General features: G+C 45.5%; 21 protein-coding genes. 14 read left to right on the top strand and 7 right to left on the bottom strand.

Annotated elements, in window-relative coordinates; translation table 11 throughout:
• The first annotated feature begins 1 nt into the window (after position 1).
• The 7 genes from rfaS (at position 2) to A9180_RS03115 (ending at position 6922) form a co-directional block, all read left to right on the top strand.
• Entirely contained in the window at positions 2 to 937 is a 936-nt protein-coding gene (gene rfaS / locus A9180_RS03085; RefSeq protein WP_064526065.1) for an LPS core biosynthesis protein RfaS, read from the top strand.
• 42 nt (positions 938 to 979) lie between these two features.
• The gene (gene waaB / locus A9180_RS03090) at positions 980 to 2059 is read left to right on the top strand and encodes a lipopolysaccharide 1,6-galactosyltransferase (RefSeq protein ID WP_064526067.1); all 1080 of its coding nucleotides are present in this window, start codon (positions 980 to 982) and stop codon (positions 2057 to 2059) included.
• Positions 2059 to 3078 (top strand): lipopolysaccharide 3-alpha-galactosyltransferase, encoded by a 1020-nt coding sequence (waaO, locus tag A9180_RS03095; protein ID WP_064526070.1) that lies wholly within the window; start codon positions 2059 to 2061, stop codon positions 3076 to 3078. Before waaB ends, waaO begins: the two co-directional genes overlap by 1 nt.
• A 39-nt stretch (positions 3079 to 3117) precedes the next feature.
• A complete protein-coding gene (gene rfaJ, locus A9180_RS03100; protein WP_064526072.1) occupies positions 3118 to 4134 on the top strand; it encodes a lipopolysaccharide 1,2-glucosyltransferase RfaJ in 1017 nt (338 codons plus the stop codon).
• 17 nt (positions 4135 to 4151) lie between these two features.
• Positions 4152 to 4850: a lipopolysaccharide core heptose(II) kinase RfaY gene (gene rfaY / locus A9180_RS03105; RefSeq protein WP_064526074.1), complete on the top strand. Its 699-nt coding sequence runs from the start codon at positions 4152 to 4154 to the stop codon at positions 4848 to 4850.
• Positions 4851 to 4919: 69 nt separating this feature from the next.
• Complete coding sequence (gene waaZ / locus A9180_RS03110) at positions 4920 to 5723, top strand: 3-deoxy-D-manno-oct-2-ulosonate III transferase WaaZ (protein ID WP_064526075.1); 804 nt, start codon at positions 4920 to 4922, stop codon at positions 5721 to 5723.
• Between the two features lie 56 nt (positions 5724 to 5779).
• On the top strand, positions 5780 to 6922 hold the full coding sequence (locus A9180_RS03115; RefSeq protein ID WP_064526077.1) for a lipopolysaccharide N-acetylglucosaminyltransferase: 1143 nt from the start codon (positions 5780 to 5782) through the stop codon (positions 6920 to 6922).
• Positions 6923 to 6975: 53 nt separating this feature from the next.
• Here the strand turns inward: A9180_RS03115 and rfaL are convergent, their stop codons facing one another.
• The 4 genes from rfaL to rfaD all read right to left on the bottom strand — a co-directional run bounded on the left by rfaL (position 6976) and on the right by rfaD (position 11367).
• Positions 6976 to 8193 (bottom strand): O-antigen ligase RfaL, encoded by a 1218-nt coding sequence (rfaL, locus tag A9180_RS03120; RefSeq protein ID WP_064526079.1) that lies wholly within the window; start codon positions 8191 to 8193, stop codon positions 6976 to 6978.
• Positions 8194 to 8231: 38 nt separating this feature from the next.
• Complete coding sequence (rfaC, locus tag A9180_RS03125) at positions 8232 to 9188, bottom strand: lipopolysaccharide heptosyltransferase RfaC (RefSeq protein ID WP_064526082.1); 957 nt, start codon at positions 9186 to 9188, stop codon at positions 8232 to 8234.
• 3 nt (positions 9189 to 9191) lie between these two features.
• On the bottom strand, positions 9192 to 10238 hold the full coding sequence (gene rfaF, locus A9180_RS03130; protein WP_064526084.1) for an ADP-heptose--LPS heptosyltransferase RfaF: 1047 nt from the start codon (positions 10236 to 10238) through the stop codon (positions 9192 to 9194).
• 148 nt (positions 10239 to 10386) lie between these two features.
• A complete protein-coding gene (rfaD, locus tag A9180_RS03135) occupies positions 10387 to 11367 on the bottom strand; it encodes an ADP-glyceromanno-heptose 6-epimerase (protein ID WP_000587766.1) in 981 nt (326 codons plus the stop codon).
• A gap of 213 nt (positions 11368 to 11580) precedes the next feature.
• On the opposite strand from rfaD, the gene kbl reads away from it, so the two are divergent.
• The 3 genes from kbl (at position 11581) to waaH (ending at position 15149) form a co-directional block, all read left to right on the top strand.
• The gene (gene kbl / locus A9180_RS03140) at positions 11581 to 12777 is read left to right on the top strand and encodes a glycine C-acetyltransferase (RefSeq protein ID WP_064526086.1); all 1197 of its coding nucleotides are present in this window, start codon (positions 11581 to 11583) and stop codon (positions 12775 to 12777) included.
• A gap of 9 nt (positions 12778 to 12786) precedes the next feature.
• Positions 12787 to 13812: an L-threonine 3-dehydrogenase gene (gene tdh, locus A9180_RS03145; protein ID WP_064526088.1), complete on the top strand. Its 1026-nt coding sequence runs from the start codon at positions 12787 to 12789 to the stop codon at positions 13810 to 13812.
• A 302-nt stretch (positions 13813 to 14114) separates the two neighbouring features.
• Positions 14115 to 15149, top strand: a complete 1035-nt coding sequence (gene waaH, locus A9180_RS03150) for a UDP-glucuronate:LPS(HepIII) glycosyltransferase (protein WP_064526090.1) — start codon at positions 14115 to 14117, stop codon at positions 15147 to 15149.
• Here waaH and A9180_RS03155 read toward each other — a convergent pair.
• The 3 genes from A9180_RS03155 to gpmM are packed head-to-tail and all read right to left on the bottom strand — an operon-like array spanning position 15136 to position 18936.
• Positions 15136 to 16095, bottom strand: a complete 960-nt coding sequence (locus tag A9180_RS03155) for a divergent polysaccharide deacetylase family protein (protein ID WP_064526091.1) — start codon at positions 16093 to 16095, stop codon at positions 15136 to 15138. The two genes, waaH and A9180_RS03155, sit on opposite strands and share 14 nt — an antisense overlap.
• A 3-nt stretch (positions 16096 to 16098) precedes the next feature.
• A complete protein-coding gene (envC, locus tag A9180_RS03160; RefSeq protein WP_001626259.1) occupies positions 16099 to 17358 on the bottom strand; it encodes a murein hydrolase activator EnvC in 1260 nt (419 codons plus the stop codon).
• Between the two features lie 33 nt (positions 17359 to 17391).
• Positions 17392 to 18936, bottom strand: a complete 1545-nt coding sequence (gpmM, locus tag A9180_RS03165) for a 2,3-bisphosphoglycerate-independent phosphoglycerate mutase (protein WP_064526112.1) — start codon at positions 18934 to 18936, stop codon at positions 17392 to 17394.
• 242 nt (positions 18937 to 19178) lie between these two features.
• Between gpmM and A9180_RS03170 the strand changes: the two genes are divergently transcribed.
• From A9180_RS03170 to gpsA, 4 genes are all read left to right on the top strand, one after another.
• Positions 19179 to 19610: a rhodanese-like domain-containing protein gene (locus A9180_RS03170; RefSeq protein WP_064526093.1), complete on the top strand. Its 432-nt coding sequence runs from the start codon at positions 19179 to 19181 to the stop codon at positions 19608 to 19610.
• A 141-nt stretch (positions 19611 to 19751) separates the two neighbouring features.
• Positions 19752 to 20003 carry a glutaredoxin 3 gene (gene grxC, locus A9180_RS03175; RefSeq protein ID WP_000024392.1) on the top strand — a complete coding sequence of 84 codons (252 nt, stop codon included), beginning with the start codon at positions 19752 to 19754 and terminating at the stop codon, positions 20001 to 20003.
• A gap of 62 nt (positions 20004 to 20065) precedes the next feature.
• Positions 20066 to 20533 (top strand): protein-export chaperone SecB, encoded by a 468-nt coding sequence (gene secB, locus A9180_RS03180; RefSeq protein ID WP_000003382.1) that lies wholly within the window; start codon positions 20066 to 20068, stop codon positions 20531 to 20533.
• The coding region (gene gpsA / locus A9180_RS03185; protein ID WP_064526095.1) for an NAD(P)H-dependent glycerol-3-phosphate dehydrogenase at positions 20533 to 21439 on the top strand (907 nt) is incomplete at its 3' end. The genes secB and gpsA, both read left to right, overlap by 1 nt.

Consider the following 21439-nt stretch of genomic DNA (forward strand, 5'->3'; position numbering starts at 1 on the left):
TATGACTATTTATTTTATAAACTGGGTTGCAGATTATGAATTAAAAATGATCCAGTACCTGAAAAAAAAGTACAATATACAAAACATAACAACGCCAAAAAAGTACAACTGGGTTAATAAGAAAATCTCAAAAATAGGGATGGACAATGCATGGCTGGGGCGATTATTCATCAAGCATTATCTCAATAATATTAAAAAAGATGACATAATTATCTTTAATGATAGTGTGATAAATAAAGGTATTAATAAGCAAATCTTAAAGAATGTCAATTGTCATAAAGTTTTGCTTCTAAGAAATACTGTTAGCGAAGATTTTATTTTTGATAGTGCTAATTATTTTGATATTATATATGATTTTGAACATAGATTTATAGGGAATGAAAAGACCAAAGCGATAGAACAATTTTTTCCTATAGGGATGGAGGAAATCACTAATTATAATTTATCTAACAAAAATAACAGTCAGCCAATATGTTTCTTTCTTGGTCGAGATAAAGGGCGTCTGCAAATAATTAATGAGTTAGCTGATAGACTAACAACGCTAGGATGTAAGTTAGATTTTAATGTTGTCAAAGATAAGACATCATCTCTGACTTCAAAGTATTTGATTGAAAAACAAATGCCTTATGAAGAAAATATTCGCAGAACATTAAATGCTAATATAATTGTTGATATAACTAAAGAAAACCAATCTGGCTGGACCCTTCGTATACTTGAGGCACTATTTTTTAATAAAAAATTAATTACTAATAATATAAATATACTTGGTTCAGAAATCTATAATGAATCTCGCTTTTTTATAATAGGTCATGACGATTGGGATAAGTTAGAGTATTTTATAAACTCATCTGTTAAACCAATGGATTATGATAGTTTATATAAATTCAGTCCTGATAAAATGATGTCAATAATTGTTTCTGATTTTATAGACAAATAAATCGTTAAAACAGTGAGTTTTACTCAATTAATGAGAGTTTCTATGAAAATAGCATTTATAGGCGAAGCTGTTTCTGGATTTGGCGGCATGGAAACAGTCATCCGTGATGTCATTAACACCTTCATGCAAAAGCATATCCAAAGTGAAATGTTTTTCTTTTGTCGTAATGACAAAATGGATAAGGGATGGCTAGAAGGTATTAAATACTCATGTTCATTTTCCAATATTCGTTTAGGCTTTTTGCGTCGGGCAAAACATATTCATGCTTTAAGTAAATGGCTTCAGGATTACCAACCAGATATCGTTATTTGTATTGATGTGATTTCTTGCCTGTTTGCCGCAAAAGCACGTAAAAAATCAGGGATTGATGTGCCAGTATTTTCATGGCCGCATTTTTCTTTAGATCACAAAAAACATGCTGAATATATCACCTGTGCCGACTATCATTTAGCAATCAGCTCTGGCATTAAGCAGCAAATGATTAATCGGGGTGTAGCAGAATCGACGATAAATGTTATTTTTAATCCCGTCGAAGCGAAAGACTCAGTCATTCCCGCGCCCGAAGAAGACGAAACGGCAACGTTCATTTATGTTGGGCGTATGAAATTCGAAGGCCAGAAACGGGTTAAAGACTTGCTTGATGGCTTATCACAGGCGCAAGGTAACTGGAAACTCCATGTATTGGGCGATGGTTCCGATTTCGAAAAATGCCAGGCTTATAGTAGAGAACTAAATATTGATGATCGAATTGTCTGGTATGGTTGGCAACGACACCCCTGGGAATTGGTCCAACAAGATATTAAAAAAGTGAGTGCGCTATTGCTCACCTCATCTTTTGAAGGTTTTCCAATGACTCTACTTGAAGCCTTGTCATGGGGGATTCCTTGTATCAGTACCGATTGTGTATCCGGGCCTGCTGACATTATTCAACCTGATGTTAATGGTCATCTGTATCAACCGGGAGATATTGCTGGTTTTGTAACTCTTCTAAATAAATATATATCCGGTGAAATTTATATCGAACATGAAAAAATTCCTGGGTCGATCGATAAATTTTACCAATCGAAGTATTACGATAGATTACATAAGATAATTATTTCTGCTATTTCCCGGAGGAAATAATGCAGCAGGTGTTTTTCCAGGAAACTGAGTTTCTTAATTCAGTTATTGATTATAATCATAAAGTAGAAACAGAAAATCTTTGTCTGGACATCGCTTATGGAACTGACAAAAATTTTCTATTTGGTTGCGGAATTTCGATTGCTTCAATATTAAAGCATAATGAAGGAAGTCGATTGTGTTTCCATATTTTTACTGATTATTTTGGCGATGATGATCGTAAGTATTTTGATGCTCTGGCGTTGCAGTATAAAACCAGAATTAAAATATATCTGATTAATGGTGATCGGCTCCGCTCATTACCTAGCACCAAGAACTGGACTCATGCAATATATTTTCGCTTTGTTATTGCTGATTACTTTATTAATAAGTCGTCTAAAGTCCTTTATCTGGATGCTGATATTATTTGTCAGGGGAGTATTGAGCCACTAATTAAATTCTCATTTCCTGACGATAAAGTCGCAATGGTTGTTACAGAAGGGCAAGCTGACTGGTGGGAAAAACGCGCACATTCGTTAGGTGTTGCGGGAATTGCTAAAGGTTACTTTAACTCCGGTTTTTTATTGATTAATACGGACCAATGGGCTGCTCAACAGGTTTCTGCTCGAGCCATTGCAATGCTAAATGATCCAGAAATAATCAAAAAAATAACACATCCTGATCAGGATGTGTTAAATATGTTGCTGGCAGACAAACTTATTTTTGCTGATATTAAATATAACACCCAGTTTAGCTTAAATTATCAGCTCAAAGAAAGTTTTACAAACCCAGTAACCAACGATACTATTTTTATCCATTATATCGGTCCAACCAAGCCCTGGCATGATTGGGCCTGGGATTATCCTGTATCACAAGCCTTTATGGAGGCAAAAAATGCTTCGCCATGGAAGAATACGGCGTTGCTGAAACCGAACAATAGCAATCAATTAAGATATAGCGCAAAACATATGCTTAAAAAGCATAGATATCTAAAAGGATTTAACAATTATCTTTTTTATTTTCTTGAAAAGATAAAACATTAAAACTGGGAAACTATAAAGTAATGATATAAGGGTAGCATTGTGGACTCATTTCCTGCCATAGAGATAGATAAAGTTAAAGCCTGGGATTTCCGGCTAGTTAATATAAATACTTCTGAATGTTTAAATGTTGCCTATGGTGTCGATGCTAATTATCTTGATGGTGTAGGTGTTTCCATCACATCAATTGTTCTAAACAATCGACATATTAATCTTGATTTTTATATTATTGCTGACGTTTATAATGATGACTTTTTTCAAAAAGTCGCAAAGCTTGCAGAGCAATACCAATTAAGAATCACGTTATATAGAATTAACACTAATAAGCTCCAGTGTTTGCCTTGTACACAGGTCTGGTCAAGAGCAATGTACTTCCGTTTATTTGCATTTCAATTATTGGGCTTAACGCTTGATCGTTTGCTTTATCTTGATGCAGATGTTGTTTGTAAAGGCGATATTAGCCAACTATTGTATCTGGATTTAAACGGAGCGATGGCTGCTGTTGTTAAAGATGTTGAGCCAATGCAGGAAAAGGCGGTATCCAGGTTGTCTGATCCTGAATTACTTGGGCAGTACTTTAATTCAGGTGTCGTGTATTTAGACTTAAAAAAATGGACTGCCGCAAAACTAACAGAAAAAGCATTATCTATTCTTATGAGTAAAGATAATGTTTATAAATACCCTGATCAGGATGTTATGAATGTCTTACTGAAAGGGATGACAATATTTTTGCCTCGTGAGTACAATACAATTTATACAATTAAAAGTGAATTAAAAGACAAAACACATCAAAACTATAAAAAACTGATTACAGAAAGTACTCTTCTTATTCATTATACAGGTGCAACTAAACCGTGGCACAAATGGGCAATTTATCCATCGGTAAAATACTATAAAATAGCTTTAGAGAATTCCCCCTGGAAAGATGACTCTCCACGAGATGCAAAATCACTTATTGAATTTAAAAAAAGATATAAACATCTTTTAGTGCAACATCATTATATCTCAGGAATTATAGCAGGAGTCTGTTATCTTTGCCGAAAATATTACCGTAAATAACATTTAACTGGCTTATCATGATTCAGAAGAGCAAGATCAAAGACTTGGTTGTTTTTACCGATGAAAACAACTCAAAATATCTCAATGTATTAAATGACTTCTTGTCTTATAATATAAATATCATCAAGGTTTTTCGTTCTATTGATGATACAAAAGTTATGCTTATTGATACCGATTACGGTAAATTGATTCTTAAGGTATTTTCTCCGAAAGTTAAGCGTAACGAGCGTTTTTTTAAGTCTCTGTTAAAAGGTGATTATTATGAACGCCTTTTTGAGCAAACTCAAAAAGTACGAAATGAAGGGTTAAATACGCTCAATGATTTTTATTTATTAGCTGAACGGAAAACCTTACGATTTGTCCATACTTATATCATGATCATCGAGTATATTGATGGTATAGAGTTGTGTGATATGCCCGATATTGATGATGCGCTAAAAAATAAAATTCAGCAATCAATTAATGCATTGCATCAACATGGCATGGTTTCTGGCGACCCCCATCGTGGTAACTTCATTATACAAAATGGTGAAGTCCGAATTATTGATCTCTCCGGAAAACGTGCTTCGGCGCAGCGTAAAGCGAAAGATCGTATTGACTTAGAGCGTCATTACGGTATTAAAAATGAGATTAAAGATCCAGGTTATTATCTTTTAGTTTATCGTAAAAAAATGCGCAATTTGATGCGGCGTTTGAAAGGGAAACCAGCACGCTAAAAATATCCCACAATTACATGTCTTCACCAGGACAGTTTTAAGCGGAGTTATTTATTTCACAGGTTTATCATGAAGAATATTAGATACATTGACAAAAAAGATGTTGAAAACCTGATTGAAAATAAAACATCTGATGATGTTATTATTTTTCTTTCTGGCCCTACATCGCAAAAAACACCTTTGTCAGTATTACGAACAAAGGATATTATTGCTGTCAATGGTTCTGCGCAATATTTGTTAAGTCATAATATCGTTCCTTTTATATATGTGCTTACAGATGTCCGCTTTTTACATCAGCGTCGTGATGATTTTTATAAATTTAGCCAGAGAAGTCGTTATACCATAGTAAACGTTGACGTTTATGAACACGCTTCCAAAGAAGATAAACTTTATCTCCTCCAGAACTGCCTCGTATTACGGTCCTTTTACCGTCGAGAAAAAGGCGGATTGATAAAGAAGATTAAATTTAATATATTGCGTCAGATTCACAAGGAACTGCTGATCTCTGTACCATTGTCTAAAAAAGGTCGTCTGGTCGGATTTTGCAAGGACATTAGTCTTGGTTATTGCTCATGCCATACTATTGCCTTTGCTGCAATTCAAATAGCTTATTCACTTAAGTATGCACGGATTATTTGTTCCGGTCTGGATTTAACGGGTAGCTGTTCGCGTTTCTATGATGAAAATAAGAATCCAATGCCCTCGGAATTGAGTAAGGATTTATTCAAAATTTTGCCATTTTTCCGTTTTATGCGTGAAAATGTAGAAGATATTAATATTTATAATTTGTCGGATGATACAGCAATTCAATATGATATCATTCCATTTATGGAACTGCCAGAAATTTTACAATCCAGGGTTTGCAATAAATAATCTAGTATTTTCTATGTCTTTATCTCGTATTATCAAAATATTGGAGTTGGCTAATAATGATTAAAAAAATAATATTTACCGTCACACCAATATTTTCTATACCGCCAAAAGGAGCTGCAGCGGTTGAAACATGGATTTACCAGGTTGCAAAAAGACTTTCGATTCCAGCAACTATCGCCTGTATTCGAAACGACGGTTACCCGACTTACACAAAAGTAAATGATAATTGTGATATTCACTACATTGGTTTTAGTCGAGTCTATAAGCGACTTTTCCAAAAGTGGACTCGACTTGATCCTGTGCCGTATTCTCAGCGCATTTTAAATACTCAACCTAAAAACGCTGATTCGAAAGACTCAGTTATTGTTATCCACAATAGCATGAAGCTGTATAAACAGATTCGCGGCAGAAGTCCTCAAGCGCAGCTAGTGATGCATCTTCATAATGCTTTCGAGCCAGGGCAGTTAGACAAAAATGCAAAAATAATTGTTCCTAGCCAGTTTCTGTTCGATTTCTATTCGGAAAAAATGCCTGCTGCAGATATTGCTATTGTGCCTAATGGTTTTTGCGCTGAATCGTATCTACATGATAATACTGTAGATTTAAGGAAGAAATTCAATATCGATGCGAATGATACGGTGTTATTATTTGCAGGAAGGATATCGCCAGATAAAGGCTGTCTGATGCTTATGGATGCTTTCAATAAGCTGTGTAAGGATAGAGACAACCTTAAACTGGTTATCGTTGGTGATCCTTTTGCCAGTAAAAAAGGTGAAAAAGCTGAATATCAGAAAAAGGTTCTGGATGAAGCGAAAGCTATTGGCGCGCAATGTATCATGGCGGGTGGGCAGCCGCCGGAGCAGATGCATAACTATTACCGTTTAGCAGATTTAGTTGTTGTTCCTTCCCAGGTAGAAGAAGCTTTTTGTATGGTAGCTGTTGAAGCTATGGCGGCTGGTAAACCTGTACTTGCGAGTCAAAAAGGTGGAATCAGTGAGTTTGTTCTGGAAGGAATTACAGGTTATCACCTTGCAGAGCCTATGACATCTGAAAGTATTCTCGCGGATATTAAGCGAGTTTTAGCTGATGCTGACAGAGAACAAATTGCTGAAAATGCCCGAAATTTTGTTTTCTCAAAATATAGCTGGGAACATGTTACTCAGAGTTTTGAAGCACAAATACGAGACTGGTTTGGTTAAAAATTCTTTGATTTGAAGAGCCTGCCTGAACCAAATGTCAGGCAGGCTTTTTTTTATTTATTCCGCATAGCTAACAGCAAACCAACAATCAAGCCAATTGGTTTGAGATCAACTTCCTCGAAATTACCTCGAATAATATAAAAACCTACAAGAGATAAAAATAGTAATAATTGACCATTATAAGGAGTGACTACTACTTTTTTAAATATTGCGTTAGCTGTTTCTTTGATAATAGAGCCATACAGATAAAGTAAAGCGAGTAATCCAGCTAAACCTGCTGCAAACCAAATTGACAAAATAACGTTGTGTGGTCCAATGGATTGCCTGAACGTCCATGATGGAAAATCGACGACACGCTTATTATATATTGCATGGTAAATATCATCGCCGTAGCCATATCCCTTAAGTGGATTTTCCATAATTAATGTCCACGCCGTACCTTGAGTACCATTGGTATAGCGATAAGAACTGTCGGTCTGTTGAAGTTTATAAATAAGCCTGTCTTTATTGGCATGATCACCTTTATAGGTAAATATACACGCTGCTGCAACAGAAATAACGATGGAGATCAGCATCAACAATTTCCACTGACGATTTAAGATTAACCATAGTAGAGTTACTATGAATACTGCCAGCCATGCACCACGCGAGAGCGTTCCTAATAACAGAAATAAGAAAACTGCACTAAAAATTACGAATGCTATTTTATAAGAGGTTTTCTTGATAAGCCAAAGATTTAATAATGCTGGAAATAGAAACACCATTGAATCGGAAATACTACGGTGTTCGTAGGTGGAGAATGGCATTATTCCTTTATTATAATCCTGAATATAAAGAATAATTTCAACAAGGCAACGTAACCCAAGTCCGGTAACTAATGAGTATAGTACAATTTTACCGATGCTTTCATTATCTTCATCTTTTAATAATGCAGGTATTAGTAAACTATATGCCAAAAATCCTTTAAGTACCGTGTTACTGAATTCTTTAAAACTTATTTTCAGATCAGGTGATATGAAAGTAGCATATAAAAGAATGAGTGACAGTGCCAGGACGCTATAAAAAAGATTATTTTTATAGAGTGCTTTAAATGTTCCTGGAGCACGAGAAACTTGATAGATTACCGTAATAATCATTAGTACAGATATGATATGCTTATAACGGGTAATACCATCAAGGAAAAAGGTTGCAATAAAGAGGAATACCAACACTTTATTCCAGTATGGTTTCCAGCTCTCTTTATTACGCAGCACCAGCGAGGCTGTTAACATTGCTTCTCCACCGTTTTAAATAATATAGAATGTGTTAATCAGGAATTGATTTTCTTTAATACTGTTTCTGCAGCCAGATGAGCAAGATCTTTATCCGGTGCCATGCAAACTACCTGATTCTTCCCATAACCGCCAATTAATCCTGGGTCTGTAGGCCCATAAACTGTGATATTGGGTTTATCGAGTGCCGCAGTTAAATGGCTTAACCCTGTATCGACCGACACAACAAATTTAGCTCCAGCCAGCACACGGGCAACGCCTTCCAGACTCATCTTCGGTAGTACGTCGACATAATCAAAGCCTTCCGCCAGCCTTTTTGCTCGTTCTTCTTCATGCGGCGCACCCCACGGTAGTTTAATTCGAATCCCTGAACCTGCCAGTAAACCAATTAATTCTCGCCAGTGATCTTCCGGCCAGTGTTTATCATCGCGGGTAGTCGCATGGAGGAATACAGCATACTCTCCAGCATCTGGTAGTGGATTTGTCAGGAAATGCTGCGCAATAGCATAATCGCCCTGGGTCTGCGGTTTGCTATAGCCAAGGCTTTTTGCGAACAGTTCACGGGTACGTTCGACAGCGTGCTGCTGTTTCGCAATATGATGTTTACGATTGTAAAACAGGCTGGCTAAAGGCTCGCGAGCGGTTTGCCAGTCCATTCCGTGCTTAACGCCATGTGCCAGACGTGTCACCAGAGCAGCGCTTTTTACCAGCCCTTGGGCGTCGATAATTGCGTCATAGTTTTCTGCCTGAAGGGCTTTACGAAACGCTTTCCGTTCCGCTTTTATGGGGGCCGAGAGCCAGGCTTTGCGCCAGCGACGTATCGCCACAGGAATCACCCTCTCAACAGCGGCATGCCAGGACGGAATCTGTGCGAAGCCTTCTTCTACCACCCAATCAAACGTAATTCCAGGGATTGCCTGCTGGGCATCGGTGAGTGCGGGCAGCGTATGGAGAACATCGCCCATCGACGATGTTTTAACGATCAGAACCCGCATCTGTCAGGTTTCCTCTTGTAACAATAGCGCGTTGAGTTCTTCCAATACGCGCTGTGGCGTAATGTCGATCAAGCTCTGGTGATAACCCTCCGCAGCGTCACCTTTACGCACTTTGTGATAGCCGGTAATCAGCCGGATCACGCGTGCTTTATGGGAAAGCGGCGGTGTGAAGTCCGGGCTACTCGGACCATACAGGGCAACCAGCGGACGATTGAGCGCCGCCGCAACGTGCATCAGACCAGAATCGTTAGTGACAATGGCATTACAGGCTGCAATCAGGATAACGGCCTGCTCAAGCTGCGTTTCTCCCGCCAGATTCCGACACCACGCCTGCTGCTCGGTATTCAGAACGGCAAGAATCTCATTGCCCGCTTCATGATCTTTCGCCGAGCCGAACAGAACCACCTGATAACCTTCATCAATGAGCTGCTTTGCCAGTTCGGCGTAGTGGTAGTGTGGCCAGCGTTTCGCCGGGCCAAACTCTGCGCCCGGACAAAAGCCAATCATCGGACGTTCTGATGAGAGCGAAAATTGATTACAGGTATACGATTTTTCACCTTCGCTCACCTGCAATTGCGGCCATAACAACGGTTTTGGTAGATCTTGTGCGGTACGCATTACGCCTTTGTCATAGGCCAGCGCAACATAGCGTTCCACCATTAGCGGCCAGGCTTCTTTATCGAGCACGCGCACATCGTTGAGTAAACCGTAGCGCATTTCACCGCGCCAGCCGGTGCGATGCGGAATCCCCGCGAAGAAAGGCACTAATGCGGATTTAAAGGAGTTGGGTAAGACGTAGGCACGGTCGTAACGTTTTTCGCGCAGGCTATGTCCCAGCTTGCGGCGTTCGCTGATTTCCAGCGCCCCGTGACCGAGAGGCATAGGGATAGCGTCGTTAACTTCCGGCATCCGCGATAATAACGGACGGCACCATGCCGGTGCCATCACGTCGATTATCGCCTGGGGATAGCGCGCCTGGAGCGTGCGATAGAGACTTTGCGACATCATCATGTCGCCCACCCATGACGGGCCGATCACCAATATTTTCATTCACTTCATCCTTCAAGCTGTCTCTGCGGCGGCTGCCTGCGTTCACTCCGGTCACTTACTATTGTAAGCTCCCGGTATGAATGAGGAACGTCCCTGTCCCTCACCGAAGGCAGCCTTCGGCAGTTCAAATTCGTTCCAGACGAATTTGTCACTTAGTTGCCGCCTTGATACCGCTCGAATGATTTTGTGAATTTACGTTGATGTCGCGATTCAGCCAGGCCATATATTCCGTTACGCCTTCGGCAACGGTTTTGAATGGTTTGTCGTAACCCGCAGCGCGCAGATTCGTCAGATCCGCCTGAGTGAACGCCTGATAACGTCCTTTCAGTTTATCCGGGAACGGAATGTACTCAATCTGGCCTTTTTTATGATAAGCCAGCGTTGCATCCGCCACTGCCTGGAAAGATTCCGCACGACCCGTACCGAGGTTGAAGATGCCAGAAACGCCATTTTCCAGGAACCACAGATTCACATCTGCCACGTCGCCCACGTAGACGAAGTCGCGTTTAAAGTTCTCGCTACCTTCGAACAGTTTCGGTGATTCACCGTTGTTAAGTTGCGTGTTGAGATGGAAAGCGACGCTCGCCATGCTGCCTTTATGGCCTTCACGCGGTCCATAAACGTTGAAATAGCGGAAGCCAACAATCTGCGAGTTCGCTTCAGGCAGGATTTGACGAACATATTCATCAAACAGGAACTTCGAATAACCGTAGACGTTCAGTGGTTTTTCGTATTCGCGGGATTCAATAAAGTCGGAGGTGCGGCCACCGTAAGTGGCTGCGGAAGAGGCGTACAGGAACGGGATTTCACGTTCCAGGCAGTAGTGCAGCAGCTCTTTGGAGTATTGATAGTTGTTATCCATCATATACTTGCCGTCCCACTCGGTGGTGGAAGAGCACGCGCCTTCGTGGAAAATCGCTTCGACATCGCCGAACTCTTCGCCCGCCATAATCTGGATCAGGAAGTCTTCCTTATCCATATAGTCCGCGATATTCAGGTCCACCAGGTTCACAAACTTGGTGCCGTCTTTCAGGTTGTCCACCACCAGAATATCGGTGATGCCTTTATCATTCAGGGCCTTAACGATGTTGCTGCCGATAAAGCCCGCGCCGCCGGTAACGATGATCATAACTGTAACCTTCGAATTATGGAGTCAGAGACAATCTCAGACACGAATACTTCTATCATATCACTACACGGCGTTGGCTTCAGCCATTCGCCGAAAGTGAGGGGGATGGGCGTTATTTATCCCGAATTTTACAGAAGTGTTAACGCGTCATCTCGTCGCGAACTATAAGTTTGGGTAATATGTGCTGGAAATTGCCCTGTCTGGAGAATCGCAATGCGTGGAGAATTTTATCAGCAGTTAACTAACGATCTGGAAACCGCAAGGGCGGAAGGGTTGTTTAAAGAAGAACGCATTATTACGTCTGCGCAGCAAGCAGACATCACTGTGGCTGATGGAAGTCACGTCATAAACTTTTGCGCCAATAACTATCTCGGGCTGGCGAATCATCCGGAGCTGATTGCGGCGGCAAAAGCGGGAATGGATTCTCACGGTTTCGGGATGGCTTCAGTACGTTTTATCTGCGGCACTCAGGATAGCCATAAAGAGCTTGAGCAGAAGCTGGCAGCATTTCTCGGGATGGAAGATGCGATTCTCTACTCTTCCTGCTTTGACGCTAACGGTGGTCTGTTTGAAACGCTGTTGGGCGCGGAAGACGCCATTATCTCCGATGCTCTGAACCATGCCTCGATCATTGACGGCGTGCGACTGTGCAAAGCCAAACGCTATCGCTATGCCAACAACAATATGCAAGAGCTGGAAGCATGCCTGAAAGAAGCGCGTGAATCCGGGGCGCGCCATGTATTAATCGCCACCGATGGTGTGTTCTCTATGGATGGCGTAATTGCCAACCTGAAAGGGGTTTGCGATCTCGCGGATAAATACGACGCTTTGGTGATGGTTGATGACTCTCACGCGGTTGGTTTTGTCGGTGAAAACGGTCGTGGTTCCCATGAATACTGCGATGTAATGGGCCGTGTTGACATCATCACCGGCACGCTCGGTAAAGCATTAGGCGGCGCTTCTGGTGGTTACACCGCGGCGCGTAAAGAAGTGGTTGAGTGGCTGCGTCAGCGTTCTCGTCCTTACCTGTTCTCCAACTCGCTGGCACCTGCCATTGTAGCTGCTTCCATTAAAGTGCTGGAGATGGTCGAAGCGGGCAGCGAACTGCGTGACCGTCTGTGGGCGAACGCACGCCAGTTCCGTGAGCAGATGTCGGCGGCGGGCTTTACCCTGGCGGGAGCCGATCACGCCATTATTCCCGTCATGCTTGGCGATGCGGTAGTGGCGCAGAAATTTGCTCGTGAGCTGCAAAAAGAGGGCATTTACGTCACCGGTTTCTTCTATCCGGTCGTTCCTAAAGGTCAGGCGCGTATTCGTACCCAGATGTCTGCGGCGCATACCCCTGAGCAAATTACGCGTGCAGTAGAAGCATTCACGCGTATTGGTAAACAACTGGGCGTTATCGCCTGAGGGTGTGAGATGAAAGCGTTATCCAAACTGAAAGCGGAAGAGGGCATCTGGATGACCGACGTTCCTGTACCGGAACTCGGGCATAACGATCTGCTGATTAAAATCCGTAAAACAGCCATCTGCGGGACTGACGTTCACATCTATAACTGGGATGAGTGGTCGCAAAAAACCATCCCGGTGCCGATGGTCGTGGGCCATGAATATGTCGGTGAAGTGGTAGGTATTGGTCAGGAAGTGAAAGGCTTCAAGATTGGCGATCGCGTTTCTGGCGAAGGCCATATCACCTGCGGTCACTGTCGCAACTGTCGTGGCGGTCGTACCCATCTGTGCCGCAACACGATCGGCGTCGGTGTTAACCGTCCGGGCTGCTTCGCCGAGTATCTGGTGATCCCGGCGTTCAACGCCTTCAAAATCCCAGACAATATCTCCGACGACCTGGCTTCCATTTTTGATCCCTTCGGTAACGCCGTGCATACCGCGCTGTCGTTCGATCTGGTTGGCGAGGATGTGCTGGTCTCTGGTGCAGGTCCGATAGGTATTATGGCTGCGGCGGTGGCGAAACACGTTGGTGCACGCAATGTGGTGATCACTGATGTTAACGAATACCGCCTTGAGCTGGCACGCAAAATGGGTATCACCCGTGCGGTTAACGTCGCTAAAGAAAACCTTAATGATGTGATGGCAGAACTGGGCATGACCGAAGGCTTTGATGTTGGCCTGGAGATGTCTGGTGCGCCGTCAGCGTTTCGCACGATGCTGGACACCATGAATCACGGTGGTCGTATTGCGATGCTGGGTATCCCGCCGTCTGATATGTCTATCGACTGGACAAAAGTGATCTTTAAAGGCTTGTTCATTAAAGGCATTTACGGTCGTGAGATGTTTGAAACCTGGTACAAGATGGCGGCGCTGATTCAGTCTGGTCTGGATCTCTCGCCGATCATTACCCATCGTTTCTCCATCGATGATTTCCAGAAAGGCTTTGATGCCATGCGTTCGGGCCAGTCCGGGAAAGTTATTCTGAGCTGGGATTAATATGAATAAGGGCTGGTATTCCAGCCCTTGCAGCAGATGGCATAAACAAAGCGCACTTTGTCTACAATCTGAAAAGCCAAAATACCAGCTCTTTTCCCTGAGGATAATCTGTTAAATATGTAAAATCCTGTCAGTGTAATAAAGATATCGTAATTGCGCAGTTATCTTATATTGCTGCTCTCATTATCTCTCTAGCCTGAAGTGACTTTCTCACCCGTAAAAATAATATTTCACAGGCTTAATGGTTTCTTAATACAAAGCCTGTACAACATCAGGGTAACTTCAGAGGTCGTCGGTAATTTATGATGAACAGCACCAATAAACTTAGTGTTATTATCCCGTTATATAATGCGGGCGATGATTTCCGCACTTGTATGGAATCTTTAATCACGCAAACCTGGACTGCTCTGGAAATCATTATTATTAACGATGGGTCAACGGATAATTCTGTTGATATAGCAAAGCATTACGCAGAAAACTATCCTCACGTTCGCTTGCTGCATCAGGCGAATGCTGGCGCATCGGTGGCGCGTAATCGCGGGGTCGAGGCAGCGACGGGCAAATATGTCGCTTTTGTCGATGCTGATGATGAAGTCTATCCCACCATGTACGAAACGCTGATGACCATGGCGTTAGAGGACGATCTCGACGTGGCGCAGTGTAACGCTGACTGGTGTACCCGTGAAACGGGGGAAACCTGGCAATCTATTCCCACCGATCGCATACGCTCAACCGGCGTATTAACTGGCCCGGATTGGCTGCGGATGGGGCTTTCTTCCCGTCGTTGGACTCACGTTGTCTGGATGGGGGTTTATCGCCGCGATGTCATTGTCAAAAATAACATTAAATTTATTGCCGGATTACATCATCAGGATATTGTCTGGACAACAGAGTTTATGTTTAACGCGCTGCGTGCGCGATATACCGAGCAATCGTTATATAAATATTATCTGCATAATACGTCAGTAAGTCGCTTGAAAAGACAAGGGAACAAAAACCTTAATTATCAACGTCACTATATTAAGATAACGCGTCTGTTGGAAAATTTAAATCGTAATTACGCCGAAAAAATTCCGATTTATCCGGAGTTTCATCAGCAAATAACTTACGAAGCATTACGCGTTTGCCATGCGGTGCGCAAAGAGCCGGATATTATTACCCGCCAGCGGATGATTGCCGAGATATTTACGTCCGGTATGTATAAGCGCCTGATTACCAATGTGCGCAGCGTGAAGGTGGGGTATCAGGCGTTACTGTGGTCTTTCCGTTTATGGCAATGGCGCGACAAAACGCGGTCGCACCATCGTATTACGCGTAGCGCCTTTAATTTGCGCTAGCGTTAAACTTCGCCGCTTCGGGCTGCTTGCCCCAGCCTTGCCACTGATGCTGGAAGTAAACGATCAGCGTGCTCTGGCTGATGCTTTCGCTTAATACTTCAAAGAAGCGATTAGCATAAACCGGTTCCAGCGGTTTCTTCGGTTTACAGAGCTTCACGCCACGGAACGGATTACGCGGTGCATCTGGCACAGCGTTTTTTGGCGGTGTAGAAGTATCAACCTGCGGTTCATTTAGCAAGCTGCTGGCTTTCACCAGCGTAATGTCTGGCGGCAGGTTATAAACCATCTGTTGCAACACGCGTACCGTTGAGGGATGCGGATGACCAATGGCGATAGTCGAACCGTTGCGACGCGCCAGGTCAATTGCACGATTAAACTGCACACGAATATCCGCTTCATTTTGCGAATCGTCGAGGAACACCTTCCTTTTAATAACCTTTACGCCAGTGCCTTGCGCAGCGCGCATCGCCTGGGTATTACCGATGGTTACACTGTCGAGAAAGTAAAGATTGTAACGCGCCAGCGCCTGCATCACTTTCTGCATACCAAACAGGTTAGAGGTCATCTTGCTGCCCATGTGGTTGTTGATCCCCACAGCATAGGGCACGTTATTGACTGCGCTGCGAATAATGCGCTCAATTTCGTCGCTGCTCATCTCCGGGCGCAGCGTGTTTTTCTCCAGCGGCTGTTTACTCAACGGCGCCATCGGCAGATGAATCAATACTTCGTGACCGCTGTTATGCGCTTTGGTCGCCATCTCTCTGGCGTGTGGTGAGTCGGGTAACACGGCGACGGAGATGGCGGATGGCATCGCCAGCACCTGGTTTTCGTTATGCGGGCGATAACCAAAATCATCAATGACGATGGCAAGTTTGCCAGCAAGTACGGGGGAGGAGAGCGCCAACAGAGCGGCAAATGCAAGAACGTTACGACGAAATGGAAACAAAACTTATCTTCCCAACCACGGCTGTGGATTGACCGCCTGACCCTGGCGGCGAATTTCGAAATAGAGTGAAGGCCGACCCTGACCACCACTGCTGCCCACCAGTGCAATTGGCTGGCCCGCACGAACCTGCGAACCAACGCTCACCAGTGCGCTCTGATTATAGCCGTAAAGACTCATATCGCCTTTACCGTGCTCAACCACCACCACCAGACCGTAACCTTGCAGCCAGTCAGCCAGAATCACCCGGCCATCGGCAATCGCTTTAACTTCAGTACCTTCAGAGGCACCAATCACCATCCCTTTCCAGCGCAGTTCGCCCTGTAGCTGTTCGCCATAGCGATGCAGCGTTGGCCCGCGAACAGGCCAGAATGCCTGACCGCGCGGTGCGCCCAGACCACCGGTACGGGACATCAGCGATTTTTCGCTTTCGGTCGGCTTGTAGGTGGTGCCTTTACGCGTCGCTTCTTTCTGCCTGTCGCGAACTGCCTGAGCCTCACGCGCTTCACGTTCAGCCCGCGCTTTCGCCGCAGCTTCCGCGCGAGCAATACTATTGCGCAGACGAGATTCGTTAGCACGCAGCTCGCTCAACTGTTGCTGACCTTGCTGGATGGAAGATTCCAGCCCTGCCAGCGTCTTTTTACGCTCGTTCAGTGCCTGAGTCAGTTTCGCCTGTTGGGCGCGCTGCTCATATAACAGCGTTTGTTGCTCGCTTTGTTTCTCTTCCAGTTCAGCACGCTGCATGGCGACTTCTTCACGCGTTTGCTTCAACTGGGCGATGGTTTCTTGTCGCGCCTGGTTGAGATAGCCGAAATAAGCCTGTAAACGCTGACCGCGCTGGCTTTCTTCACCGCTGAGAATGAGCTGTATGCCCGTATGCTCACCCTGACGAAACGCGGCATCCAGTTGCGCGGCGAGGCTGCGTTCCTGGGCGGCTTTTTGCTGTTCCAGTTTGGCAATCGACGCGTTCATCTCATCAATCTGTTTATTCAGTTGATTGAGCGTGTTTTGCGTTTCGCGCAGCTTGCGTGTGGCTTCGGAGATCGCCTCTTCCTGCTTTTTCAGTTGAGCAAGCAGGCTTGAGCGTTGTTGCTGCTGTTGGCGTACCGCGCGCTCTTTCGCGGCGATATCGGCCTGAATAGACTTGAGTTGGTCGCGGTCATCCGCGTGGGCGGAAAACGTGCACAACAATACGCCAGCGCTAAGAACGCTGGCGTAAATGATGGGCCTGACTGCAAACCTGCGCGGTTTCGTGGCCCGTGTCATGGTATTAATCGCCTTTCCCCTCATGGGGAGGGATTATTCCACGATGAACAGCGGCTTACCAGTCATCTCTTGCGGGATTTCCATCCCCATCAGCGACAACATGGTCGGAGCGATGTCAGAAAGTTTGCCGCCTTCAACCGCTTTCACGTTCTTATCGCCAACGTAAATCAGCGGAACTGGCAGGTTGGTATGCGCCGTGTGAGCCTGACCAGTAGCCGGATCGCGCATCTGTTCAGCGTTACCGTGGTCTGCGGTGATCAGCAGTTGCCCACCCACGGATTCAACAGCTTTGGTCACTTCTTCAACACAGTGATCCAGTGCTTCAACTGCTTTAACCGCAGCTTCCATCACCCCGGTGTGACCTACCATGTCGCCGTTCGGATAGTTACAGATGATGGTGTCGTATTTGCCGCTCTTGATTGCCGCAACCAGTTTTTCGGTCAGCTCTGCGGAGCTCATTTCCGGTTGCAGGTCGTAGGTAGCGACTTTCGGCGAGTTGATCAGAATGCGATCTTCGCCTTTGAACGACTCTTCTACGCCGCCGTTGAAGAAGAAAGTGACGTGGGCATATTTTTCGGTTTCGGAAATACGCAGCTGAGTTTTGTCGTTTTTCGCCATCCACTCGCCGAAGGTATTAACCAGAGACGCTGGTGGGTAAGCCACAGCGGTTTTGATGTCGGCAGCGTATTCGGTCAGCATTACGAAATCGACGTTAACCACTTTCTTACGCGCGAAGCCGTCGAAATCGGCGTTCACGAATGCACGAGTGATTTCACGCGCGCGGTCAGCGCGGAAGTTCATGAAAATCAGCGCATCGCCGTCTTCCATTGCTGCATCTGGCTGGCCTTCAGCACGGATAACGGTCGCTTTCACGAATTCGTCGTTTTCGTCGCGAGCATAAGCAGCCTGCAAACCGGCAACGGCGGTATCAGCCTGGAACTCACCCTGCGCCAGAGTCAGCAGGTCATAAGCTTTTTCAACGCGATCCCAACGGTTGTCGCGGTCCATTGCGTAGTAACGGCCAATGATGGACGCTACGCGGCCTTTACCCAGCGCGGCAAATTTCTCTTCGAATTTTTTCAGTGAGGATTCAGCACTGCGCGGCGGAGTGTCGCGACCGTCAAGGAATGCGTGCAGGTAGATTTTCTCTGCGCCACGTTCAGCTGCCAGCTCTACCATTGCCATGATGTGATCTTCGTGGCTGTGTACACCGCCTGCGGAGAGCAGACCCATGATGTGTACCGCTTTGCCAGCGTTCTTCGCTTTATCTACCGCGCCAGTCAGCACCGGATTAGCAAAGAAAGCGCGATCTTTGATTTCAACGTCCAGACGAGTCAGGTCCTGATACACGATGCGGCCGGCACCCAGGTTAACGTGGCCTACTTCGGAGTTACCCATCTGACGGTCAGGCAAACCGACTTCCAGACCGGAAGCGTCGATTAGGGTATGCGGACGATTGGCCCACAGTGCATCCATTACCGGGGTTTTAGCACTAAAAATGGCGTTATCCTGCTGTTCTTCGCGATAGCCATAGCCATCCAGAATCACCAGTACCATAGGTTTTTTAGAAACCGACATTGCGACAACCTCATACTCAAGAGTCAAAATTTGCGTAATTTTACTACAGCTGAATCGATAAAATAGCCTCTGAAGATCAAAATATACGACCGCTCGCTGCAAGCCGATGCCAGATTTGCGATTTTTTTTCGTCGCGCCCCGCAAAATTGCATTCCAGTGCACGCTCTGGCTGTATTTGCCGCAACGCGCAGGTATACTCCTTTCCTGGTTTTTAATCACTACGTCGGGAGTTGTTACCCCCCATGCAAGAAATTATGCAATTTGTTGGCCGTCATCCCATGCTGAGTATCGCCTGGATTGCGTTACTGGTGGCGGTTCTTGTTACTACGTTTAAGAGCCTGACCTCGAAAGTGAAGGTGATTACTCGTGGTGAAGCTACACGTCTGATCAACAAAGAAGACGCTGTGGTTGTGGATTTACGTCAGCGTGATGACTTCCGTAAAGGCCATATCGCAGGTTCTATCAATCTGTTGCCGAGCGAAATCAAAGCCAACAACGTTGGTGAGCTTGAGAAACATAAAGACAAACCGGTTATCGTGGTAGACGGTTCTGGCATGCAGTGCCAGGAGCCTGCAAACGCGCTGACGAAAGCTGGTTTTGTGCAGGTATTCGTGCTGAAAGAAGGCGTCGCTGGCTGGGCTGGCGAAAACTTGCCTCTGGTGCGCGGTAAATAATTTACCTGTCGTCTTTCATGCCGCAGGCTGTTAGCTGCAATTAGACCCCCAGCGACTTATTGATATAAGCTTCTGGGGATACTCCATTTTGCTGCCGCCCTGCAACATGAAATTTCAGGGTAAAAAAACAGGAGCTAAGTTATGGCCAATGTTGAAATCTATACCAAAGAAACCTGCCCGTATTGCCATCGTGCAAAAGCACTACTGAGCAGCAAGGGCGTGAGTTTCCAGGAACTGCCGATCGATGGTAACGCCGCCAAGCGTGAAGAGATGATCAAACGCAGTGGTCGCACCACGGTTCCACAGATTTTTATTGACGCACAGCACATTGGCGGCTGTGATGACTTGTATGCATTGGATGCACGTGGTGGACTGGATCCCCTGCTGAAATAACGTATTAACGTTGGCATTACACTGCGCAGTATTTAAGGACAACACTTAAGGGTTTTCTACACATGTCAGAACAAAACAACACTGAAATGACTTTCCAGATCCAGCGTATTTATACCAAGGATATCTCTTTCGAAGCGCCGAACGCGCCGCACGTTTTCCAGAAAGATTGGCAGCCAGAAGTTAAACTTGATCTGGATACGGCATCTACTCAACTGGCAGATGACGTTTACGAAGTGGTACTGCGTGTTACCGTAACGGCATCCCTGGGCGAAGAAACCGCGTTCCTGTGCGAAGTTCAGCAGGGCGGCATTTTCTCCATCGCGGGTATCGAAGGCACCCAGATGGCACATTGCCTGGGCGCATACTGCCCGAACATTCTGTTCCCGTATGCTCGTGAATGCATCACCAGCATGGTATCCCGCGGTACATTCCCGCAACTGAACCTTGCGCCGGTTAACTTCGATGCGCTGTTCATGAACTATTTGCAGCAGCAGGCTGGCGAAGGTACTGAAGAACATCAGGATGCCTGATGAACCAACGTAATGCTTCAATGACTGTGATTGGTGCCGGCTCGTACGGCACCGCTCTTGCCATTACCCTGGCAAGAAATGGCCACGAGGTTGTCCTCTGGGGCCATGATCCTCAACATATCGCAACGCTTGAACGCGACCGCTGTAACGCCGCGTTTCTCCCCGATGTGCCTTTTCCTGATACGCTCCATCTTGAAAGCGATCTCGCCACAGCGCTGGCAGCCAGCCGTAATATTCTCGTCGTTGTACCCAGCCATGTCTTTGGAGAAGTGCTGCGTCAGATTAAACCGCTGATGCGTCCTGATGCGCGTCTGGTGTGGGCGACCAAAGGTCTGGAAGCGGAAACCGGACGTCTGTTACAGGACGTGGCGCGTGAGGCGTTAGGCGATCAAATTCCGCTGGCGGTTATCTCCGGTCCAACTTTCGCGAAAGAACTGGCGGCAGGTTTACCAACGGCAATTTCGCTGGCCTCTACCGACCAAACCTTTGCTGATGATCTTCAGCAGTTGCTGCACTGTGGCAAAAGCTTTCGTGTCTACAGTAATCCAGATTTCATTGGCGTTCAGCTTGGCGGCGCGGTGAAAAACGTCATTGCGATTGGTGCGGGGATGTCCGACGGTATCGGTTTTGGCGCGAATGCACGAACGGCGCTAATCACCCGTGGTCTGGCTGAAATGTCGCGTCTTGGCGCGGCACTGGGGGCCGATCCTGCCACCTTTATGGGTATGGCGGGGGTGGGGGGGCTGGGGCTGGCCCGTTCCGACAAACAACCGCGGAACCGCCGGTTTTGGATGATGGTCGGGCCGGGGATGGGTGGACAAAACGCGCCGGGGGAGAATGGGCAGGGGGGGGGAGGGGGCCGCAAAACAAAAAAAAACAGAGAGTTGGCGCAGCGGTTCCGGGGTG

The organism is Escherichia sp. B1147 (assembly GCF_001660175.1).
Lineage (GTDB): Bacteria > Pseudomonadota > Gammaproteobacteria > Enterobacterales > Enterobacteriaceae > Escherichia > Escherichia whittamii.

Excerpts from the sequence above, each read along its gene's own strand:
- rfaS (WP_064526065.1), top strand. The coding sequence starts at position 2 with ATGACTATTTATTTTATAAACTGGGTTGCAGATTATGAATTAAAAATG.
- waaB (WP_064526067.1), top strand. The coding sequence starts at position 980 with ATGAAAATAGCATTTATAGGCGAAGCTGTTTCTGGATTTGGCGGCATG.
- waaO (WP_064526070.1), top strand. The coding sequence starts at position 2,059 with ATGCAGCAGGTGTTTTTCCAGGAAACTGAGTTTCTTAATTCAGTTATT.
- rfaY (WP_064526074.1), top strand. The coding sequence starts at position 4,152 with ATGATTCAGAAGAGCAAGATCAAAGACTTGGTTGTTTTTACCGATGAA.
- waaZ (WP_064526075.1), top strand. The coding sequence starts at position 4,920 with ATGAAGAATATTAGATACATTGACAAAAAAGATGTTGAAAACCTGATT.
- A9180_RS03115 (WP_064526077.1), top strand. The coding sequence starts at position 5,780 with ATGATTAAAAAAATAATATTTACCGTCACACCAATATTTTCTATACCG.
- rfaL (WP_064526079.1), bottom strand. The coding sequence starts at position 8,193 with ATGTTAACAGCCTCGCTGGTGCTGCGTAATAAAGAGAGCTGGAAACCA.
- rfaC (WP_064526082.1), bottom strand. The coding sequence starts at position 9,188 with ATGCGGGTTCTGATCGTTAAAACATCGTCGATGGGCGATGTTCTCCAT.
- rfaF (WP_064526084.1), bottom strand. The coding sequence starts at position 10,238 with ATGAAAATATTGGTGATCGGCCCGTCATGGGTGGGCGACATGATGATG.
- rfaD (WP_000587766.1), bottom strand. The coding sequence starts at position 11,367 with ATGATCATCGTTACCGGCGGCGCGGGCTTTATCGGCAGCAACATCGTT.
- kbl (WP_064526086.1), top strand. The coding sequence starts at position 11,581 with ATGCGTGGAGAATTTTATCAGCAGTTAACTAACGATCTGGAAACCGCA.
- tdh (WP_064526088.1), top strand. The coding sequence starts at position 12,787 with ATGAAAGCGTTATCCAAACTGAAAGCGGAAGAGGGCATCTGGATGACC.
- waaH (WP_064526090.1), top strand. The coding sequence starts at position 14,115 with ATGATGAACAGCACCAATAAACTTAGTGTTATTATCCCGTTATATAAT.
- envC (WP_001626259.1), bottom strand. The coding sequence starts at position 17,358 with ATGACACGGGCCACGAAACCGCGCAGGTTTGCAGTCAGGCCCATCATT.
- gpmM (WP_064526112.1), bottom strand. The coding sequence starts at position 18,936 with ATGTCGGTTTCTAAAAAACCTATGGTACTGGTGATTCTGGATGGCTAT.
- A9180_RS03170 (WP_064526093.1), top strand. The coding sequence starts at position 19,179 with ATGCAAGAAATTATGCAATTTGTTGGCCGTCATCCCATGCTGAGTATC.
- grxC (WP_000024392.1), top strand. The coding sequence starts at position 19,752 with ATGGCCAATGTTGAAATCTATACCAAAGAAACCTGCCCGTATTGCCAT.
- secB (WP_000003382.1), top strand. The coding sequence starts at position 20,066 with ATGTCAGAACAAAACAACACTGAAATGACTTTCCAGATCCAGCGTATT.